16 protein-coding genes, 1 tRNA gene and 1 pseudogene are annotated in these 16,732 nt (G+C 28.5%); 7 read left to right on the forward strand and 11 right to left on the reverse strand.

The window, feature by feature from the left end; genetic code table 11:
• Position 1: 1 nt before the first annotated feature.
• Genes EU98_RS07530 through EU98_RS0108720 form a run of 5 tightly spaced genes read right to left on the reverse strand, consistent with a single transcriptional unit; the run spans position 2 to position 8,360 of the window.
• Positions 2–3,628, reverse strand: coding sequence for a UvrD-helicase domain-containing protein (locus tag EU98_RS07530; protein WP_032515084.1), 3,627 nt, complete (start codon positions 3,626–3,628; stop codon positions 2–4).
• A 12-nt stretch (positions 3,629–3,640) separates the two neighbouring features.
• Complete coding sequence (locus EU98_RS07525) at positions 3,641–4,114, reverse strand: methyltransferase family protein (protein WP_032515086.1); 474 nt, start codon at positions 4,112–4,114, stop codon at positions 3,641–3,643.
• 3 nt (positions 4,115–4,117) lie between these two features.
• Positions 4,118–7,300: an exodeoxyribonuclease V subunit gamma gene (locus EU98_RS07520; RefSeq protein ID WP_032515087.1), complete on the reverse strand. Its 3,183-nt coding sequence runs from the start codon at positions 7,298–7,300 to the stop codon at positions 4,118–4,120.
• A 17-nt stretch (positions 7,301–7,317) separates the two neighbouring features.
• Positions 7,318–7,635 (reverse strand): MgPME-cyclase complex family protein, encoded by a 318-nt coding sequence (locus tag EU98_RS07515; protein ID WP_032515088.1) that lies wholly within the window; start codon positions 7,633–7,635, stop codon positions 7,318–7,320.
• 8 nt (positions 7,636–7,643) lie between these two features.
• Positions 7,644–8,360: a pyridoxine 5'-phosphate synthase gene (locus EU98_RS0108720; protein WP_032515089.1), complete on the reverse strand. Its 717-nt coding sequence runs from the start codon at positions 8,358–8,360 to the stop codon at positions 7,644–7,646.
• A 160-nt stretch (positions 8,361–8,520) separates the two neighbouring features.
• Between EU98_RS0108720 and EU98_RS0108725 the strand changes: the two genes are divergently transcribed.
• From EU98_RS0108725 to grxD, 4 genes are read left to right on the forward strand one after another with little or no spacing between them, the layout of a single operon-like run.
• Positions 8,521–9,135, forward strand: coding sequence for a lysophospholipid acyltransferase family protein (locus tag EU98_RS0108725; RefSeq protein ID WP_032515108.1), 615 nt, complete (start codon positions 8,521–8,523; stop codon positions 9,133–9,135).
• Positions 9,136–9,178: 43 nt separating this feature from the next.
• On the forward strand, positions 9,179–9,694 hold the full coding sequence (locus EU98_RS07510) for a hypothetical protein (RefSeq protein WP_032515090.1): 516 nt from the start codon (positions 9,179–9,181) through the stop codon (positions 9,692–9,694).
• Between the two features lie 12 nt (positions 9,695–9,706).
• Positions 9,707–9,937 (forward strand): BolA family protein, encoded by a 231-nt coding sequence (locus EU98_RS07505; RefSeq protein WP_032515091.1) that lies wholly within the window; start codon positions 9,707–9,709, stop codon positions 9,935–9,937.
• 3 nt (positions 9,938–9,940) lie between these two features.
• Entirely contained in the window at positions 9,941–10,264 is a 324-nt protein-coding gene (gene grxD / locus EU98_RS07500) for a Grx4 family monothiol glutaredoxin (protein WP_032515093.1), read from the forward strand.
• A 48-nt stretch (positions 10,265–10,312) separates the two neighbouring features.
• On the opposite strand, the gene EU98_RS0108730 is transcribed toward grxD, so the two are convergent.
• On the reverse strand, positions 10,313–10,582 hold the full coding sequence (locus EU98_RS0108730; RefSeq protein WP_032515094.1) for a DUF6761 family protein: 270 nt from the start codon (positions 10,580–10,582) through the stop codon (positions 10,313–10,315).
• Positions 10,583–10,668: 86 nt separating this feature from the next.
• On the opposite strand from EU98_RS0108730, the gene EU98_RS07495 reads away from it, so the two are divergent.
• Complete coding sequence (locus EU98_RS07495) at positions 10,669–11,406, forward strand: response regulator transcription factor (RefSeq protein ID WP_032515096.1); 738 nt, start codon at positions 10,669–10,671, stop codon at positions 11,404–11,406.
• Here the strand turns inward: EU98_RS07495 and EU98_RS07490 are convergent.
• The 4 genes from EU98_RS07490 to EU98_RS07475 are packed head-to-tail and all read right to left on the reverse strand — an operon-like array spanning position 11,403 to position 15,028.
• Positions 11,403–11,909 carry a hypothetical protein gene (locus EU98_RS07490; protein WP_032515097.1) on the reverse strand — a complete coding sequence of 169 codons (507 nt, stop codon included), beginning with the start codon at positions 11,907–11,909 and terminating at the stop codon, positions 11,403–11,405. The two genes, EU98_RS07495 and EU98_RS07490, sit on opposite strands and share 4 nt — an antisense overlap.
• 15 nt (positions 11,910–11,924) lie before the next feature.
• Positions 11,925–13,469 carry a carotenoid isomerase gene (crtH, locus tag EU98_RS07485; RefSeq protein WP_032515098.1) on the reverse strand — a complete coding sequence of 515 codons (1,545 nt, stop codon included), beginning with the start codon at positions 13,467–13,469 and terminating at the stop codon, positions 11,925–11,927.
• A 23-nt stretch (positions 13,470–13,492) separates the two neighbouring features.
• Positions 13,493–14,905, reverse strand: coding sequence for a methylenetetrahydrofolate--tRNA-(uracil(54)-C(5))-methyltransferase (FADH(2)-oxidizing) TrmFO (gene trmFO / locus EU98_RS07480; RefSeq protein ID WP_032515099.1), 1,413 nt, complete (start codon positions 14,903–14,905; stop codon positions 13,493–13,495).
• A 6-nt stretch (positions 14,906–14,911) separates the two neighbouring features.
• Entirely contained in the window at positions 14,912–15,028 is a 117-nt protein-coding gene (locus EU98_RS07475) for a photosystem II protein Y (protein WP_002807463.1), read from the reverse strand.
• Between the two features lie 177 nt (positions 15,029–15,205).
• Here EU98_RS07475 and EU98_RS07470 point away from each other — a divergent pair.
• Both EU98_RS07470 and EU98_RS0108735 read left to right on the forward strand, forming a co-directional pair.
• Positions 15,206–15,277 (forward strand) — tRNA-Lys (locus EU98_RS07470).
• A 437-nt stretch (positions 15,278–15,714) separates the two neighbouring features.
• Positions 15,715–15,822, forward strand: coding sequence for a high light inducible protein (locus EU98_RS0108735; protein WP_011132751.1), 108 nt, complete (start codon positions 15,715–15,717; stop codon positions 15,820–15,822).
• 622 nt (positions 15,823–16,444) lie between these two features.
• Here EU98_RS0108735 and EU98_RS0108740 read toward each other — a convergent pair.
• Positions 16,445–16,732, reverse strand: a pseudogene (locus tag EU98_RS0108740) (oligogalacturonate-specific porin KdgM family protein); the annotation flags it as partial.

The raw sequence follows: 16,732 nt of genomic DNA on the forward strand, positions 1-16,732 counted from the left end.
TCTAAAAAAGTTTATCTAAATAATTAATTCTTTTTAAAGGAGCTTTGCTAATAAAAATACCTGGAGATGTTTCTCCAGACTTAGATTTTTCAAATAATTCAAAATCTGGCAATCCCTTTAAAAACAAATAAATATATCCTCCTAGATGTTTATGTGGTTGATAATCTTTAAGTCGCCACTTTAATAATCTATGCAATCCTAATAAATAAAGATGAGATTGCAATGGATAATGATGTTTAATCATTTCATTTCTCATGTTTTGATAGTTATAGTTTCTTGGTAAAGAATCACTATTATCACTATCAGAAATCAAATTACTTTTCCAATCAATTACCCACCATTTACTATCTTCTAATTTATTTCCTACAGGGAAAACACAATCAATACATCCTGAATGAAAGCCTTTATTCATAATTTGAAGATCATTTATTTTTTTTGCATATTCTTCACCAAATTCATATTCCTGATCTAAAAAAAAGCAATTTGATATATCATTAGAATTAATATTTCTACCTTCATAAGATAGGGTTAAATCATATTTGAGTTCCTTAATTAAGTATTCATTTGGAATATCAACTAGTTTCTTATTTTGTAATTCTCTTCCTAAAGATATATTTATGATTCTTAAAATAGCATCTTTTACTTTAAAAGCTAAAGAAGTATCGATTTGATGAAAGTTCAATTCCTCAATAATTAAATCAATTAATTCTTGATTATTATCGTTTCTAAATTCAAATCTTTCAATTATTTTGTGCAGGCAAGTCCCAGCAATAGTTCCTTTTGGAAATTCACTTAAGGGATTTGGATAAGAAAAATAATTAGGATAATTCTTTGAATTCTTAAAATTAGAATCTTTGATAATTGATATATTATCTTCATAATCCTTATATTGATTAATGACTGCATTAATATTTTTATCTTTACGTATCCAAGAAGAATAACTTGAATAAGAAATAAATTGATCTGAATTAAAAACATTAGATATTTTTTTATTAACATTATCGATTTTCCAAAGAATATTATTCAATCGTTTGGTTTGGAACTTAGAAAAAATTTCTTTTATTTTCTCTTTTTCTAGCCTGACTTCAAAAGTAGACTTAAAAATATTGATATTTTCCAAATTATTAAGTAAATCATTATTTAAAATATTATTTGTATCCTCTAAATCATTAAAAACAATAAGTTTATATTTGCTCCTTGTAAGTGCTACATAAATTAACCTCTCACTCTCTTTAAATAAATCTTCTTGTTCTATTAATTTAAATTTTTCAACCTTCGCGTAATTATTAGAAATATTTACGTATATATTTCTATCAATATTTGATTTCCAAAGAGGTCCCTTAATTTTATTTGACTTATTTGAAATAATTGAGAGATATGGACATAGGACTATTTCAAATTCGAGTCCCTTACTACTATGAATGGTAGAAAGATTTATTCCATTCTGAAGATTATAATCTTTCGTCAAAAAATCTTCTCCATTAGAAATCCTTAAAATATGATCTAACTGATTTTTATACCAGTTGAAGACTATATTGAGGTCAAAATCATTATTTATTAATTCTATTTCAACAATTTCTGAAAGTTGAAATAAATTTGAATTTAAATCTGAATCTTGAATAATCGAGGATGACTTATAATTACTAAGTAGTTCATTAACAATGTTTAAAAAACCTTTTTCTCTTAGTTCTTGGGACCAAGTAATACATTTATTAATTAAGATTTCTAAATTATTACTAATTCCATGATCAAGTAAATCTTCTAATTTTATTTCTATAAACTTTGAAGTAGCAAGCAAAGTTATTTTTTTTAAAGACCTAGGATTTAATAAACATTCAATGAATAAAAATAGTAGAGAACTTGCTTCTGTATCAAAAATATTTTGTTTATTTTGAATTTTGCATGGGAGGTTAAACTGATTTAATTTTTTTTTAAAATCCAAGCATTGCGAATTATTTAATGTAAGAATCGCAATTTTATTAATATCAATTTCTTTATTATTTAAAATAAAGTTAACTATGTAATGAGTTACAGTATCTTCAATATCAGTCTCTTTTTTTGAAAATTCTACAATTTCAAATACATCCTTAAATTTAAATTCACGATTAATATTTTCATTAATTCTTGAGGTTAATTTACTATATTTTAGTTTTGATTGTTTAAGTCCATTCTTAAAAAGTTTATTAAGAACATCTATTAACTTTTTTGAGGATCTATAGTTATCTGTAAGACTAAAAACTTCGATTGCTTTAGATCTTGCATCTAAGTAGGTTTCAATATCTCCACCTCTAAATTTGTAAATCGCTTGTTTTGGATCACCTACGCAAAGTAAAAAATGATTATTTGTATTAAAGAACTTTTTTATTAAATTCCACTGAGTAATATCAGTATCTTGGAACTCATCAACTAAGACACATTTAAATCTTTTTTGAATTTTAGATAGAGTATTACTATTATTAATTTCCGAATCTAGAAATTTATTTTCTACAGTATTTATAAGATCATTGAAGTTGAAAATAGAAAAACTTTTCTTTAATTCAATTAATTTTATATAAGCTAATTGGGTAAATATTCTAACAAACTCAGTAAAGAAACCTTCTTTTATTTTATAAATTTTATCTTGTAGTAAATTAAATTTAGTAAAATCTAATTTTAGATTATATTTATTGATTTCTTTAGATATATTTTCAATGTAAAAATATTTAGATAAAAGATCATCCTTAGAAATATCATATATAAAATTAATAACATTTTTAGAATTTAGCCTTTTGTTAATCTCTTCAATCCAAGAATTTATTTGATCAAACTTATCATTTCTTGGTTTTGCAGCATATATTTGACTTTTTCCACCACTCTCCTTAATTAATTTTCCCAACTCTATGAGTTGGAAAAATAAGTCCTTACCATTCTTATTCCATTCAAAACAAAACTCATTCCAATTTAAATAAAAAAATTGATTAAAATAATTATTTAAATCAATAATCTTATATTTATTATTTATTTGAAATTTACAGATATTTTCTTGATCAATATTTTTTAAAATTTCCACAAAAAATGACTTATTGATCCTACTTCCAAATCTAGAACTTATTTTTTTTTGGTTGACTGCTGAAATTAGCTCATGATTAAGATTCAGAAAATCATCAATCCACAAATTATCTATTACATCTTTATACAAATTATCAATATTATTATCAATATTTGGATCTTGAGTTACACCTATTTCAATACTATATTCATCAATAATATTATTACAAAAAGCATGGAAAGTAGTTACTTTTAACTTATAGAATTGATTTATAAAATTATCAATTTCGGAAATTATTTTTTCCTTAGAATTATCTTTATTCTTAAAATTTAGATACCAATCCTTAAGAGTATTATCTATCTTACTTTCATTTTGACTTTGCAAATATAATTTTAAATTATGAAATCTCGAGAGTATTTTATCTCTTAATTCAGAACAAGTATTTTTTGTAAAACTTAGCAGGAGTATCTCATCTGGTTTAACTTTTTTCTCCAAAACATTTCTTAAAACTATGTGAGCTAAAGTAAAACTTTTACCAGTTCCTGCACTTGCTTCTACTAATTTAAAATTATTATCTAATTTAATTTGATTAATATCCATTATTTTATTAAATTAAAATTTGACCTCATTTTTATAAAGTAAGTAATTCTTGAATTTATTAATTAAATATTTCTCTTCCAAGGCAATCTTAAATTTAATTATTAAAGCTAAAATTATTGTCAAAAATAAATAATAAATCGATAATTTTATTATAAAAACTCCAATGGAAATTAATATTAAAGAATAGTACATAGGATGACGCGTAAATCGATAAATACCTGTAGTAACTAAATTACTTTTGTTTATAGGTCTTGGGAAAGGGGATAAATTTCTACCTAAGTCTTTTATTGAAACTAACATCATTATGAAAGCGATTATGATAATTAAAATACCCAGGGAATAAGAAAAAGGACTTACTTGGATTATTTGTTTTTGTGCAAGAAAATCAAATTGAAAAAAATAAAGACTAATAATAAAGAACTGTAAAAAAACAAGTATTAGATCATAAGCAGCTTTAAAAAAATATTTTAATTGAAATTTAGACATTTTTTATTTCTTTAATGCTTTAATTAGAGGACCATATAATCTGTATGATAATTGATCAAAATTATTATTTCCAAGAAAGAAATCTGGTTCTTTTTCATTACCAAAACACAATTTCATTTCGATATTATCTCTTTCTCCTTTAGAAAAATTTTTATTACCAATCCATTTATCTGTAAAAGCTTTTTTTTCATTTTTTGATTTTATTTTTGCTTCTACATATTTATAAGCACTTTCTGGAGGAAGAGGTAAACATTTTTCAGAACAATTTTTAAAAATATTTATGTAATCCTCCAAAATTAAATTTGATTCAGTTGCTCCGGGTGATTGAATAATTTGCGATTTATAATCATTTTCTGTTCTAAAAATTACTTTAGTCCTTTTTATATTCTTCTTTAAAGAAGAAATAAAGATTAATTTTATCCAAGCCTCAGTCAAACGACTAAAACTTAACTTCGCGTTAATTAATTCAATTACGGTGTCATCTGCGATTAAATATTCTTCTTTATTCGCATTTAACTTAACATAGATTTTATTAATCTTATTATGTTGACGCAAACTTGCAGATAGACTGCCTAATAAGTCTTTGATTTCTTTTTCTTTTGTAAAAATACTATTTTTGGGCATAATAATGCCATTTTCAGCCAATTGATCATTAATATTTAATTCATTTAAATCATCAATAATATTATGATTATCAATCTCTACTTGCTGTATTATTTTTGTAATTAGTTGCGACTTTTGCAGATTGCTTACACACTCCTCGTCTGGATGATGAATAAATATTTCCTTGGGAGAAATATTGTTTTTATTAAGCCAATATTTTTGCGGAGTCTTGAACCAATAAATCAATTCTGATAATTTATAATTTTTAATATCAGATTTTTTTTCATTCCAATTTATATCTTCTATTAAAGAATAATTACACTTAACAATCTTAGATTTATCAAGATCAATTATTTCATTTTTATTTAAATAAGAATCTTTAATTATTAATTCTCTTTGGCTTTGGTTTAAGAAACTATCAAAAAAAGAAATTAACTCTTTTATAGGAAAAGAAACATCTAATTTTTTATTGTCTTTATCATTTTTTACCCAAGTAACTATAAATTTATCTCTGCAGGCAATTAACAATTCCAGAAATGCATATTTCTCTCTTTCAAAAACAGATGGATCACCCAAATGATATTTGTTTTTTAATAAATTAACGTTTTCACTCTTTGGTAGTTTTGGATAATTAACACTATTCATGTCTATTAGAAAGATAACCTTATGTGGAATATGCCTTGAATTCTCAATATCACTTACAAGGATCTTGTTAACTCGTGACTTGCTTTGATATTTAACTTTATTTATGCAAGAAATTAATATTTCTCTAAAAACTTTTAACAAGATAAGATCATCAGGTATTAAAGGTATTGCGTAATTATCAAAAATTCTATTTATTTCACTTATTTCTAAATTGAAATTTGCATTGGAATCAGCAATACTTTTTAATATAAACTTTATCTTTTCAACCCAATTCGAGTAAGAAAAAGATCCCCTCAGCAAATTAATATATTTTTTTAAATGAATTAATATTTTAACCCATTTATTTAAATCCAAACTTATATTTTTATAGCTAAATGGTTTTAAATTAAAAGTACTTAAATTTACTTCTTTGTCATAAATTAAGCCTAAAGTAATTCTATTTATACACCAATCTAGAGTATTTTTCTCTTCGCCTAATCTTTCTTTATCATCTAATCCCCAATGAAACCCCACTTGGGTAAGTAAGAAAATAATTTCATCCTTCTCAGTAATATTAAAATCAAAAATGTTCTGAGTTACTTTTTTCGAAAGAATATTATCTATTTTTTCAAGTGTAATTTTTTCACTTGCTATTTCAGTGATGTTAATTAGAAATTCATAAATACCTGAGGAGTCATGATTATCCTCATCAATAAATAAATAAGGTATCTTTTCACCATTAATTAACTCATTATTAAAGATGTACCTTAGATAAGGTTTAATTAAATTAGTTTGTGGAGATAAAATAGCAATATCACTATATTTAATATTCTCGCAAGAATTTATAATTTCTATAATTTTATTTCTTAAATATTCAAATTGGCTATTCTGATTAAAATGCTCACAAAGTAATATCGAATCATCCCTTTCACTTACTATAAAATCAACGCTATTATTATCAATTAGTCTTTTTTGTATTTGATTAAGAAGAGGAATATCTTTCTTATTATGAAAATTAGTTGTTGGATCGAGATAAATAAGATTATTTTTTAAATTTATACCTTCTTTATAAATATTTTCATCAATTAATTTCTGAAAGTTTGCTCCAAATTTTCCAAATATTTCCTCTAAATTTGTATTATTTGAATTCACTTTACTTTCATTATCATCAAATTCCAACTGACCTTCAAGACAATTTATTCTATTCCATAAATTTTCTCCAGGAGATAATAAATACAAATTTACCTTAATAAATTTTGAAAGTTCTGAATAAAAATTGATATGTAGTTTAGATAAGTTATTATCTGAAAAAATATAAATTTGATTTGGTACTTGAAAATGAACGTTTTTAATTTTTCTTAAATTCTTTATTACTTCAATCATGTATAAACATGATGGCTTTTCAGATATCTTTTCCTCTAGTAGTTTATATAAAATAGGTTGCCAAAATTGATCTGAGTTTAAATCTTTAAATAGATTAGATGAATTAATTTCATATCTATTCCATTGAGCAATCATTTCAGGCCTAAAAATCAAATAATCAATAAAATTATTCGTGATCTTTTTTGAAAGATTATATATGTCTCCATCAATTGTCTTTTTATTATCCATATATTTATTAATCCAATTTCTAAGCGGAAATGATTCTTTATAGCTATTTAATTCTTCCAAGGAATCAATAATACCCCATTTAATTGACTCAAAATTCCATGCGTTCATATCAATTGCAGGGAAAAAATTTGTCAATAAAGATTCGGTATACGTTGATATTGTCTTTAATTCATAAAGAGCACTTATTTTGTTTTTGATAGTTATTTGTTCACGTAACCAATTCCCCAAAAAGTAATTGGGGACTACTATTTCTAATTTCTCATTTATAGGCGGAGGACATATTTTTAATTCCTCTGCTAACAGCTCACTAATTACTTCAATTTTATTTGACTTATAAAGATTGAGCAATTTACTAAATGGTTATATTACTCAACTTTAAATGGATCAATTATTTCTGCATTAGGACATTCGAATTCCCCAACAGCAACAAACTCTAAACGCAGTTTTAAGAAAGTTATAAATTTTTTATCCGTCGATAAAATAGCTGCTGGAGGTGTTGGAATCTTTGCTTTTAGATCAACAAATTGGGCGGTTTGCAAAAATGATGGATTTTTTAGAAGCCAAAAATCTATTTCTTTATTATTTTCTTTATAGTTCCTCATCCTCTCTTTCAAAATCTCCTCAATTGGTTCTTCAATAGTTAAAAACTTTTCACTTGCCGCAACGAAAAAGTATGTTTTCATTTTGAAATTTAATTTGATGTGATAAGGGACTTCATTTCACGTACAGACTTTTCTAATCCTATCGCTAAAGCCCTTGCAACAATACTATGACCTATGTTTAACTCGTTCATATTGTTAATTGCTGCAATTTCTTTAACATTATTATAGTTTAGGCCATGACCAGCATTAACAACTAATCCAAGGTCATTTGCTAAATGTGTGGACTCTATAATCCTTTGAAGCTCTTTGTACTTTTCAGATCCCGATAGTTCAGCATATTTTCCAGTATGTAATTCTATAAAATCAAACCCTATTTCTTTGGAATAATTTATCTGTTCACTAAGAGGATCAATAAATGCACTTACTTCTATATTTGAATCCTTTAATTTCCCTACAGCCTTTTTAAGGTATTGCACATTACTTTTTAAATCCAACCCGCCTTCAGTAGTAACTTCCTCCCTTTTCTCAGGTACAAGCGTTACATAATCGGGCAGAATTTTTTTGGCAATTTCTAACATTTCTTCTGTAGCAGCCATCTCTAAATTGAGTTTTGTTTTTATTGTCTCTTTCAGAAGGAATACGTCCCTATCTTGTATATGTCTTCTATCTTCTCTTAGATGGACTGTTATGGAATCTGCCCCTCCTAATTCGGCTAAAAAAGCAAATTGCACAGGGTCTGGCTCGACAGTTTTCCTTGCTTGCCTTACATTTGCAATATGATCAATGTTTACTCCTAAAGTAGCCATAATTTTTAAAATCTTAGTTTCTAGACAATCTAGTAACCGCCCAATAATAGCTAATAAAAAAAGGCAAAGACTTAAATTATTAATATATAGTAAATAGAACTTGAAGAAGAATTCCTTAAATATTTGGCACAAAATCAACCCTCTATTGGGATTTATTGCAATTTTCGTTACTCAGGACGTTGTTTTGAGATTCTTTTTTAGAAAAAAGAAAATATTAAAAAATAGTTTTTCGATTCCCATAAATTCCTCTGTCATTTTGGCTCCAACCCACAGATCAAGATGGGACGGCTTGATACTCACAATGGCAATGGGTAGAAGAGTAACAAAAAAGGATTGCAGATTTATGGTTACTAAATCCGAAATGAGAGGAATACAAGGTTGGTTTTTAAAAAGACTTGGATGTTTTTCAATAAATCAATTATCGCCATCTCTCTCAGCCTTAAGATATGCTATTGATCTTATAGAAAAAGGCGAACAACTGGTTGTTTTCCCCGAAGGAAAGATTAATAGATATGGAAAAAAATTAGTTCTCAAAGAAGGACTATATAGATTAGCTAGATTAGCTACCAAAAAAACAAACTCTATTACTATTATTCCAATTGGAATTGCTTACAGTAAAATACCTCCGAACTTTAGGGGCGAATTTTGTTTATCCTTTGGAAAACCAATACCAATTAATGATTACTCAGACTTTACGATCAAGGACTTTAATAAATTTCTAAATGAAAAAATGACTGAAGAGGAAGAAAAAGCATTAAAAAATGTAGGTAGATGAATCTGCTATAAGTTACTATGAAATTTAATAATTGCAAAAGAAAATGAAATTCTTAAAGTTAATCCCAATTTTATTTATATTTTTTGGAAATGTTCCTTACAAAAATGAAGTTCATGCAGAAATAAAGAATCCAGAAGACTTCAGAGTCCTCTCAAATGAGAGTAAGAAGCTTTCCATCTCAAACGTTGTATATTTTATAAAAGAAGGTGATAAATATATTAAAAGCGGGGATTTTGAAAAAGCTAAGGAATTTTATGTAGACGCTAGAAAATTAGCAAAGCAACTTGCCTCTTTTTATTCTGATCTAAATTCATCGTTCAAAGGAATTGATGCCAGAATACCAAATGAAATGCAAAGAAAAGGTAAGCAAACATTACAAATTTTGGCGGAATCAAATGAGAGATTAGCCTCTTTGTACATAAAAACTGAAAAGCCAGAGGTTGCAGTACCCATACTTGTTGAAACAATTAGAATAATGTCACCAAATAGCCCTGAAGGTAAAGAAGCTTATGAAAGATTGATCCAACTAGGATTTGTTGAGACAAAATATAAAGGTTAATTAAAATTTACTATGATTACTAAAGAGGAAGTTATTAAATTAATCTCTAAAAAAATCCCAAGTTCCCAAGTTTTTGTTGAAAACCTCAAGGGAAATGATCATTTGCAAGTAACTGTAATTGCATCTGCTTTCGATGGATTATCATTAGTTAAACAACACCAGTTAGTATATTCTGCTTTGAAGGAAGAATTAGCTTCAGAGGCTATCCATGCACTGGCATTAAAAACAGAAACTCCAAATTAAATTATGGACAACCTAACAAAAGATAAAATACAAAAACTGATTAAATCTAATCCAGTTATGGTTTTCATGAAAGGGACAAAATTAATGCCTCAATGCGGGTTTTCCAACAATGTAGTTCAAATACTAAATTCTTTAGGGGTAGAATTTGGTACTTTTGATGTTTTAAGTGATTTCGCTATAAGAGAAGGTATCAAAGAATATTCAGATTGGCCAACAATTCCACAAGTTTACTTAAAAGGAGAATTTCTTGGTGGATCAGACATTCTTATTGAAATGTACAACTCTGGATCTCTTAAAGAAAAAATAGAAATTGAATTAGCGTCTTAAGACAATTAGTGAGTATAAATACTGTATTGGTTAATAAATATTAATATTTTAAATTCTTTTTTTATCAAAAAAGCCTTTGTTTCCATCACCTTCTGGATCAATAAAACTTGAAGGATCTAAAATCCATCTTTCAATTAATCTTTCTAATTTCTCTTGATCCTTTTGCTCTAAACTATTGCAATTCCTCAATGCTTGGAGATAACCATCACTATATAATTTAAGATCAGATGGCGAATGAAAACGAGTAACTAAGTCCTGGCAACTATCGCAAATTGACTGAAAGTGACGAATTGCTCTGGGGTTTTCAAATGATGTCATAATTCGATAAATTCTGATTTTTATTTTGCATTTGTTATACCTTATTAAGAACGATCAAAAATTGCCCGGCCAAACAGTAATTAAGAATGCAATCAACTGAGCAAATCTTAGCTTCAACTCCTGGCAGTTCACAATTGCCTACGAGCTCTCAGACCCCCTCTAGAGTTCTAGTTGTTGAACCTCACCCCACACTTAGAACAGTGCTTGTGCAAAGGCTTCGCCAAGATGGCCATTTAGCTGCAGCTGTAGGTACAGCTGCAGAAGCTATTGACTTATGCAGAGAACAATCACCTGACTTATTAGTTAGCGCAGAAATTCTCGAGCAGAATACTGCAATGAGACTAGCTCAACAACTAGGGTCTTCAGTTATAGTTTTAACGGCAAGAGCAGGTGTTGAAGCTTTAGTAAATCTTTTAGATGAAGGGGCAGATGATGTTCTCAGAAAACCTTTTGGACTTGAAGAGCTTGCTGCACGATGTAGAACACTCCTTAAAAGGGGAAGGATAGGATTACAAGAAAAAGTTGAGGTTGGACCTTTAGAAGTTCACCTTCTTTTAAGACAAGTTACCCTAAGCGAGAAGCCTGTAGAATTAAGCCCTAGGGAGTTTGCACTGCTTTGCGCTCTATTGATGCCCCCTGGAATGGTAAGAAGTCGTCAAAAGCTCTTAAGGATGGCTTGGCCGCCCTTCAGTGGTGGCCCTAGGTCTGTAGATACTCAGGTATTAACTTTGCGGAGAAAATTAGAACAGGCTGGATTGGGAGAAGGTGGGGGAATAACCACTGTAAGACAACAAGGTTATAGATTTAGTATTGATAATATTTAATTTAGAAAAGCAAAAAGTTCACAAATAATCATTAAAGCTGATAGTAATGTCAGTAATTTATATGTCCAAAGTGGTGATATGTAAGATATTTCATTAATATCAATCCCAGTTTTACTCGAGACGATTAATAAAAATTTTTCAAATTTTTCCACTCTTTGTGGGACAAGAAAATTATCACCTTGAAAAGTATTAAAATAATAAACTTTACTACCCTGACTGGTTGGCAAAGATTTGATTAATTTAATATCTTTCCAAGAAATCTCCCAATTTTTTTTTCCTAGTAATTTAGAAATAAAGCTACTTTTAAATGAAATTTTATTACTGCAAGTTTCTAAATAATCACTGGTGATATTGATTATCAAATAAAGTCCTAGGGCAAAAATTATAATAGAGGGGATTTTTAATTTTTCGATTGAAATAAATGGTAAAGGAATTGTGAGCGCTAAATAAAGAGAAATTAAAGAGCATTTCACAAAAAAAAGAGTTTTAAATTTTTCTATCATTTCAGAAGGGTCCTTTTAATCGGGCAATTTAAAACTGTTTATGTTTAACTTTGCACCTATTTTGTGAGCGCATGCGTATCCACTAAAAGCAACTGCATTTAGGCCTTGACCAGGGAAGCATGAATCCCCTACACAATAAAGGTTTTGAATTTTTGTAGTATTGAAAGGCATTGGCAAAAGTCCAAGCAACTTTTTACTAGGAATTGGCCCATAACTACCTTCATATCTTCCAAGAAACTTTTTATGAGTTTTGGGAGTACCAATTTCTTTGTGATCAATATATTGTTCAAGATTAGGAAGAATAGTTGATATTTTTTCAACAAGGAAAGAAAAATATTTTTCTTTCTTTTGTAAATATTCTTTCCTTGATAGGCCATCCCATTCACTCATCGATGAAGGAGTAAATGCATGTACGATATGTTTACCTTCTGGAGCCAAAGACGAATCAAGCAAAGTAGGTATAGAAACAAAAATAACTCCCTTTTCGCTTTCTAATTCGTCCCAATTTTCAACGATTATATGATGACAATTAAAATTATCGGATATTAGATTTTTTTCTACTCCAAGGTGAATCGAAACAAAAGAAGGTGAGGGTTTATAAGTTTCTGACCACTTATATTCATTTTTTGGCACGTTTTTGCTAGAAATTAAACCTTTAGTCTTGTCTTTTAATCCAAATGTATCCCATCTAGTGGAGTTGGATACAATAACATTTGAATATATCTCTTCCCCATTTGAGAGCTTAACTCCTACAGCCTTCGCATCCTTTAAGAGAATTTCAGTCACATTGGCTTTATATCTAACTTTTCCTCCTAATTTTTCAATGCCAGAAACAAACTTCTCTGCTATCGTTCCAACTCCCCCTTTTGGATAATTTATCCCTCCAGCATGCCTATCTGTAAATACCATTCCCGCATTAATCATAGGGGTTTTTAGAGCTGGCATTACAGACCAACAAAAACATTCGATATCGATAAATTTTAAAAGTTCAGGATCTTTTATAAACTTTCTTGCAACATCTCCCGCATTTGCTGGTAACCATCTAGCTAACCCTAGACAGGATAATGGAGATTTAAAGAAAACTTTAAAAAGATAACTTGGATCCTCTATTGATAAAAGAGGCATTGAATCTAAACAATTAAATACACTTGTACAAGTATCATAGAATTTCTTGATACCTTTTTTTTCCTTGGGGAAACTAGCTGATAATTTGCTTATAAATTGCTCATAATTTTTATCTACAGAAATATTAAAGTTATGTGGTAAGTGATATTCTAGTTGAACAGGATCGGGAATAGTTTCGCATTTTTCATTTACATCTTTCAAAGCACGAGTTAATAAATTGGTATAACCTTTCTCTCCAAATCCAAAAATCATTGAAGCCCCTACATCAAAGGTATAGCCTTTTCTCTTAAAAGAGCCTCCACTCCCTCCTGGAATAATATATTTTTCAAGAACTAATACTTGAGCTCCTTTCGCCGCCAATTGTGAAGCAGTTACTAACCCTCCTATTCCTGAGCCAATAATAATTGCATCGAAATTTTCCTTATTAAATTCCATTTTTGGGTCTTTGATAATTCATTTTAGTGAATTTTGCTAAGTAAGTGGTCTTTTTCAAAACAAGAATCTAGTGTATTTTTAAAGTCATTCAAGGCCCCTGTAGATCTTTCTTGATAAACTTTATATCTTAATCTTTTATCTTTTATTCTTTTAGTTAATTCTGGGACTAAACCAAATGAAGCAGGCATTGGTTGGAATTTATTCTTTTTTTGATTAGACAATATTTGATTTTTGTTACTAATGAAATTTATTAGAGAACCAATCATTGATTCCCTAGGAAAACTTACTGGTTTCTTACCCTTAGCTAATAAAGATGCATTTATTCCTGCAAGCAAGCCTCCTGCTGCTGCTGCTGCATAACCTTCCGTCCCCGTTATTTGACCCGCAGCAAAAAGATTTTCCCTTTTCATAAATTGCAATGTCGGTAAAAGTAATTTTGGAGATTCTAAAAAAGTATTTCTATGCATTACTCCAAAGCGTACGAACTCAGCCTTTTCTAAACCAGGAATCATCCTAAATATTCTTTTTTGCTCAGACCATTTAAGGTTAGTTTGAAAACCTACCATATTTAGTAATTTCCCTTCTAAATCTTCTTTCCTTAATTGGACAATTGCATGAGGTCGTTTTTTCAATCTATTTTCTCTATCAAATAAATCTCCCCATTTTGGATTCCACAACCCAATAGATTTCAATGGTCCGTATCTCATTGTATCAATTCCTCTTCTAGCAATTTCTTCAATTGGTAAGCAAGCTTCAAAGAAATTAGCTGATTCTTTCTCAAATTCTTTTAAATTAGCTTGTTCTCCTTCAATTAGTTCATTTCTGAAATGGATATAATCATTTTTATCCATGGGGCAATTTAGATAAGCCGGATCTCCTTTGTCGTACCTACTAGCTTTAAATACAATCTCTTGATTAATAGTATCTCCATAAACAATAGGACTAGCTGCATCAAAAAAATGACATTCATCGATACCTGTAAAAGATTGAATTTTATAAGACAATTCATCTGCAGTTAATGGACCAGTAGCGAGGATCGTTATATTTTCTTTGCTTGGGAGATCCAATTGTTCAAATCTCTTAATTTTAATTAAAGGATGACTAGATAAAGCATCAGTTAAAGCAATACTAAATTTAGATCTATCAACCGCCAAAGCACCACCAGCTGGTACAGCAAATTTGTCTGCTGTCTGAATTATCAAAGATTTAAAAATTCTAAGTTCCTTTTGCAATAAACCTGCAGCTCTATCAGGACTTAAAGCACCAAAACTATTACTACAAACTAATTCTCCAAATTCACCAGTATGATGAGCTGGAGTTGATTTGATAGGTCTCATTTCAACTAGTTTGACTGGTACACCAGAATTTGCTATTTGCCATGCAGCTTCTGATCCTGCAAGACCCGCACCAATAACTATTACTTCTTTATCAAACAAATTGGATTAATCCTTCCCTAAAAAGTCCCTATTGAATTGCTCTCTAGCTGGTTTTTGTATATTGAACACAACCCAAGCTAAAGCAGCGATAATGGGTGCAAAAACTACAATTGTTCTAAGCATTTTAGAAATCCTAATGTTAATTAGAATATTTTAACTTTTAACTGTAAATTTAGAGAGAAATTTTAATTTTTTATTTCATAAGTTAAGAATTGTTTTTCTATTGTTTAACTTGAGATAAAAAGTTGTTTTTTTTGCCTTAAAAAGGGATAATTCGTTATGTACTCAATTTTACAAAATGGGTCGCTAGCTCAGCGGTAGAGCATCCGGCTTTTAACCGGCTGGTCCTGAGTTCGAATCTCAGGCGACCCACATTTTTATTGAGTTCATCTTCTTAAAATTGAAATACGATAGATCCCAAATTTAAAATTTACTTTTTTAATAATGTTGCTTTAAATTATTCAATTTACTTAGTTGTATTTCAAGCAAATTGATCCAAAGATATATCTAGAATTATTATTAATGCGATCGAAATATAAAGAAGTTTTAAATTTCATCAATCATCAAAGAATAATATTCAAATTTATTAAAAAATTTTTATTAACTTAATATGAATTATCTAAGATTTCTTCTTTCAATGCTTATTGGAGAAAAATTAAATAATCAACGCATTTTTGTAACAAAACTGTAAAGAAAAGGCATAATTTCTAATTAATTATGAATTCTCGCAAAAAAACTAAAAATTACTTTACAAAGCTTCATAATCCCTGTTACAATAATACATATAAATTCCTTAATTTTTTTAAATCATGACACCTGAAGCAGAACGTTTTAATGGTTGGGCAGCAATGTTAGGTTTCGTTGCAGCAGTAGGCGCATACGTAACCACTGGACAAATCATTCCTGGTTGGTTTTAAACTCTATTTATACAGATTTTAGAATTTAGCTTTTAGCATCAATATTTTGATGTAACATATCTTTTCCTTAAACTCTCTTCAAATAACTTAAAAAAAGTTATTTGGGGGGATTTTTTAATATTTTAAAATAATTTAATGCACAAAATTATTTGATCAAAGCCTAAAGAACTAAAGGAAGAATAATCATGATAGATTTTATAAAAATAATTTAAGTTTTATTTAACTGGGTACGTCCAAACTCCTACAGAAACTAGATAAGGAAATTTTATTAATTCTACAATTCAAAATTTCTTTTTATCTATATTGTCCAAGCATGTAGAACATAATAGGTGACCTTTTTTATTCCAAAATGTTTTTGTTGATCTTTCTATATCCTTTCTACATATTAAACATTTAAAAATTGGAACCATTGAATTACAAATTTCCCAGTTAAATTTTTTATTAATATTAATAGTTAAACTAAATTATAGAAATATTAAGGCTTAAAACAATACAAGTAAATTAAAAGAATCATTATTTTTAATTTCCTATTTTTTAAAAATAAAATATTTAAATTAATCCACACAAAAAAAGACCTGCTGTTAAGCAGGTCTTTCTTTGTGTGTAAGATTTTCTAATTCTCTTAGAAAGAGAATGAAGATTTAACCATGACTCCTGTTAGATCATCACCAGATTTTTCTTCTATAAATACACCTGGAGTGATTGTCATGCCATCATTAACTGGATAAGAGTAAGATGCTTCATAAATCATGTATTCTGTTTCGGCATCAGTAAAGTTAGCTGATGTACCAGCACCAAGACTTACAGAACCAGGACCAACTTCAGGGAAAGTTAAACCAACGAAGTATCCAGTCTTATCTGTTCCAGATGTTTCTTCAGTTTCAAAACCAACACTTATGTCTGCTATATC

This window comes from Prochlorococcus marinus str. MIT 9314 (assembly GCF_000760035.1).
Taxonomy (GTDB): Bacteria; Cyanobacteriota; Cyanobacteriia; order PCC-6307; family Cyanobiaceae; genus Prochlorococcus_A; species Prochlorococcus_A marinus_B.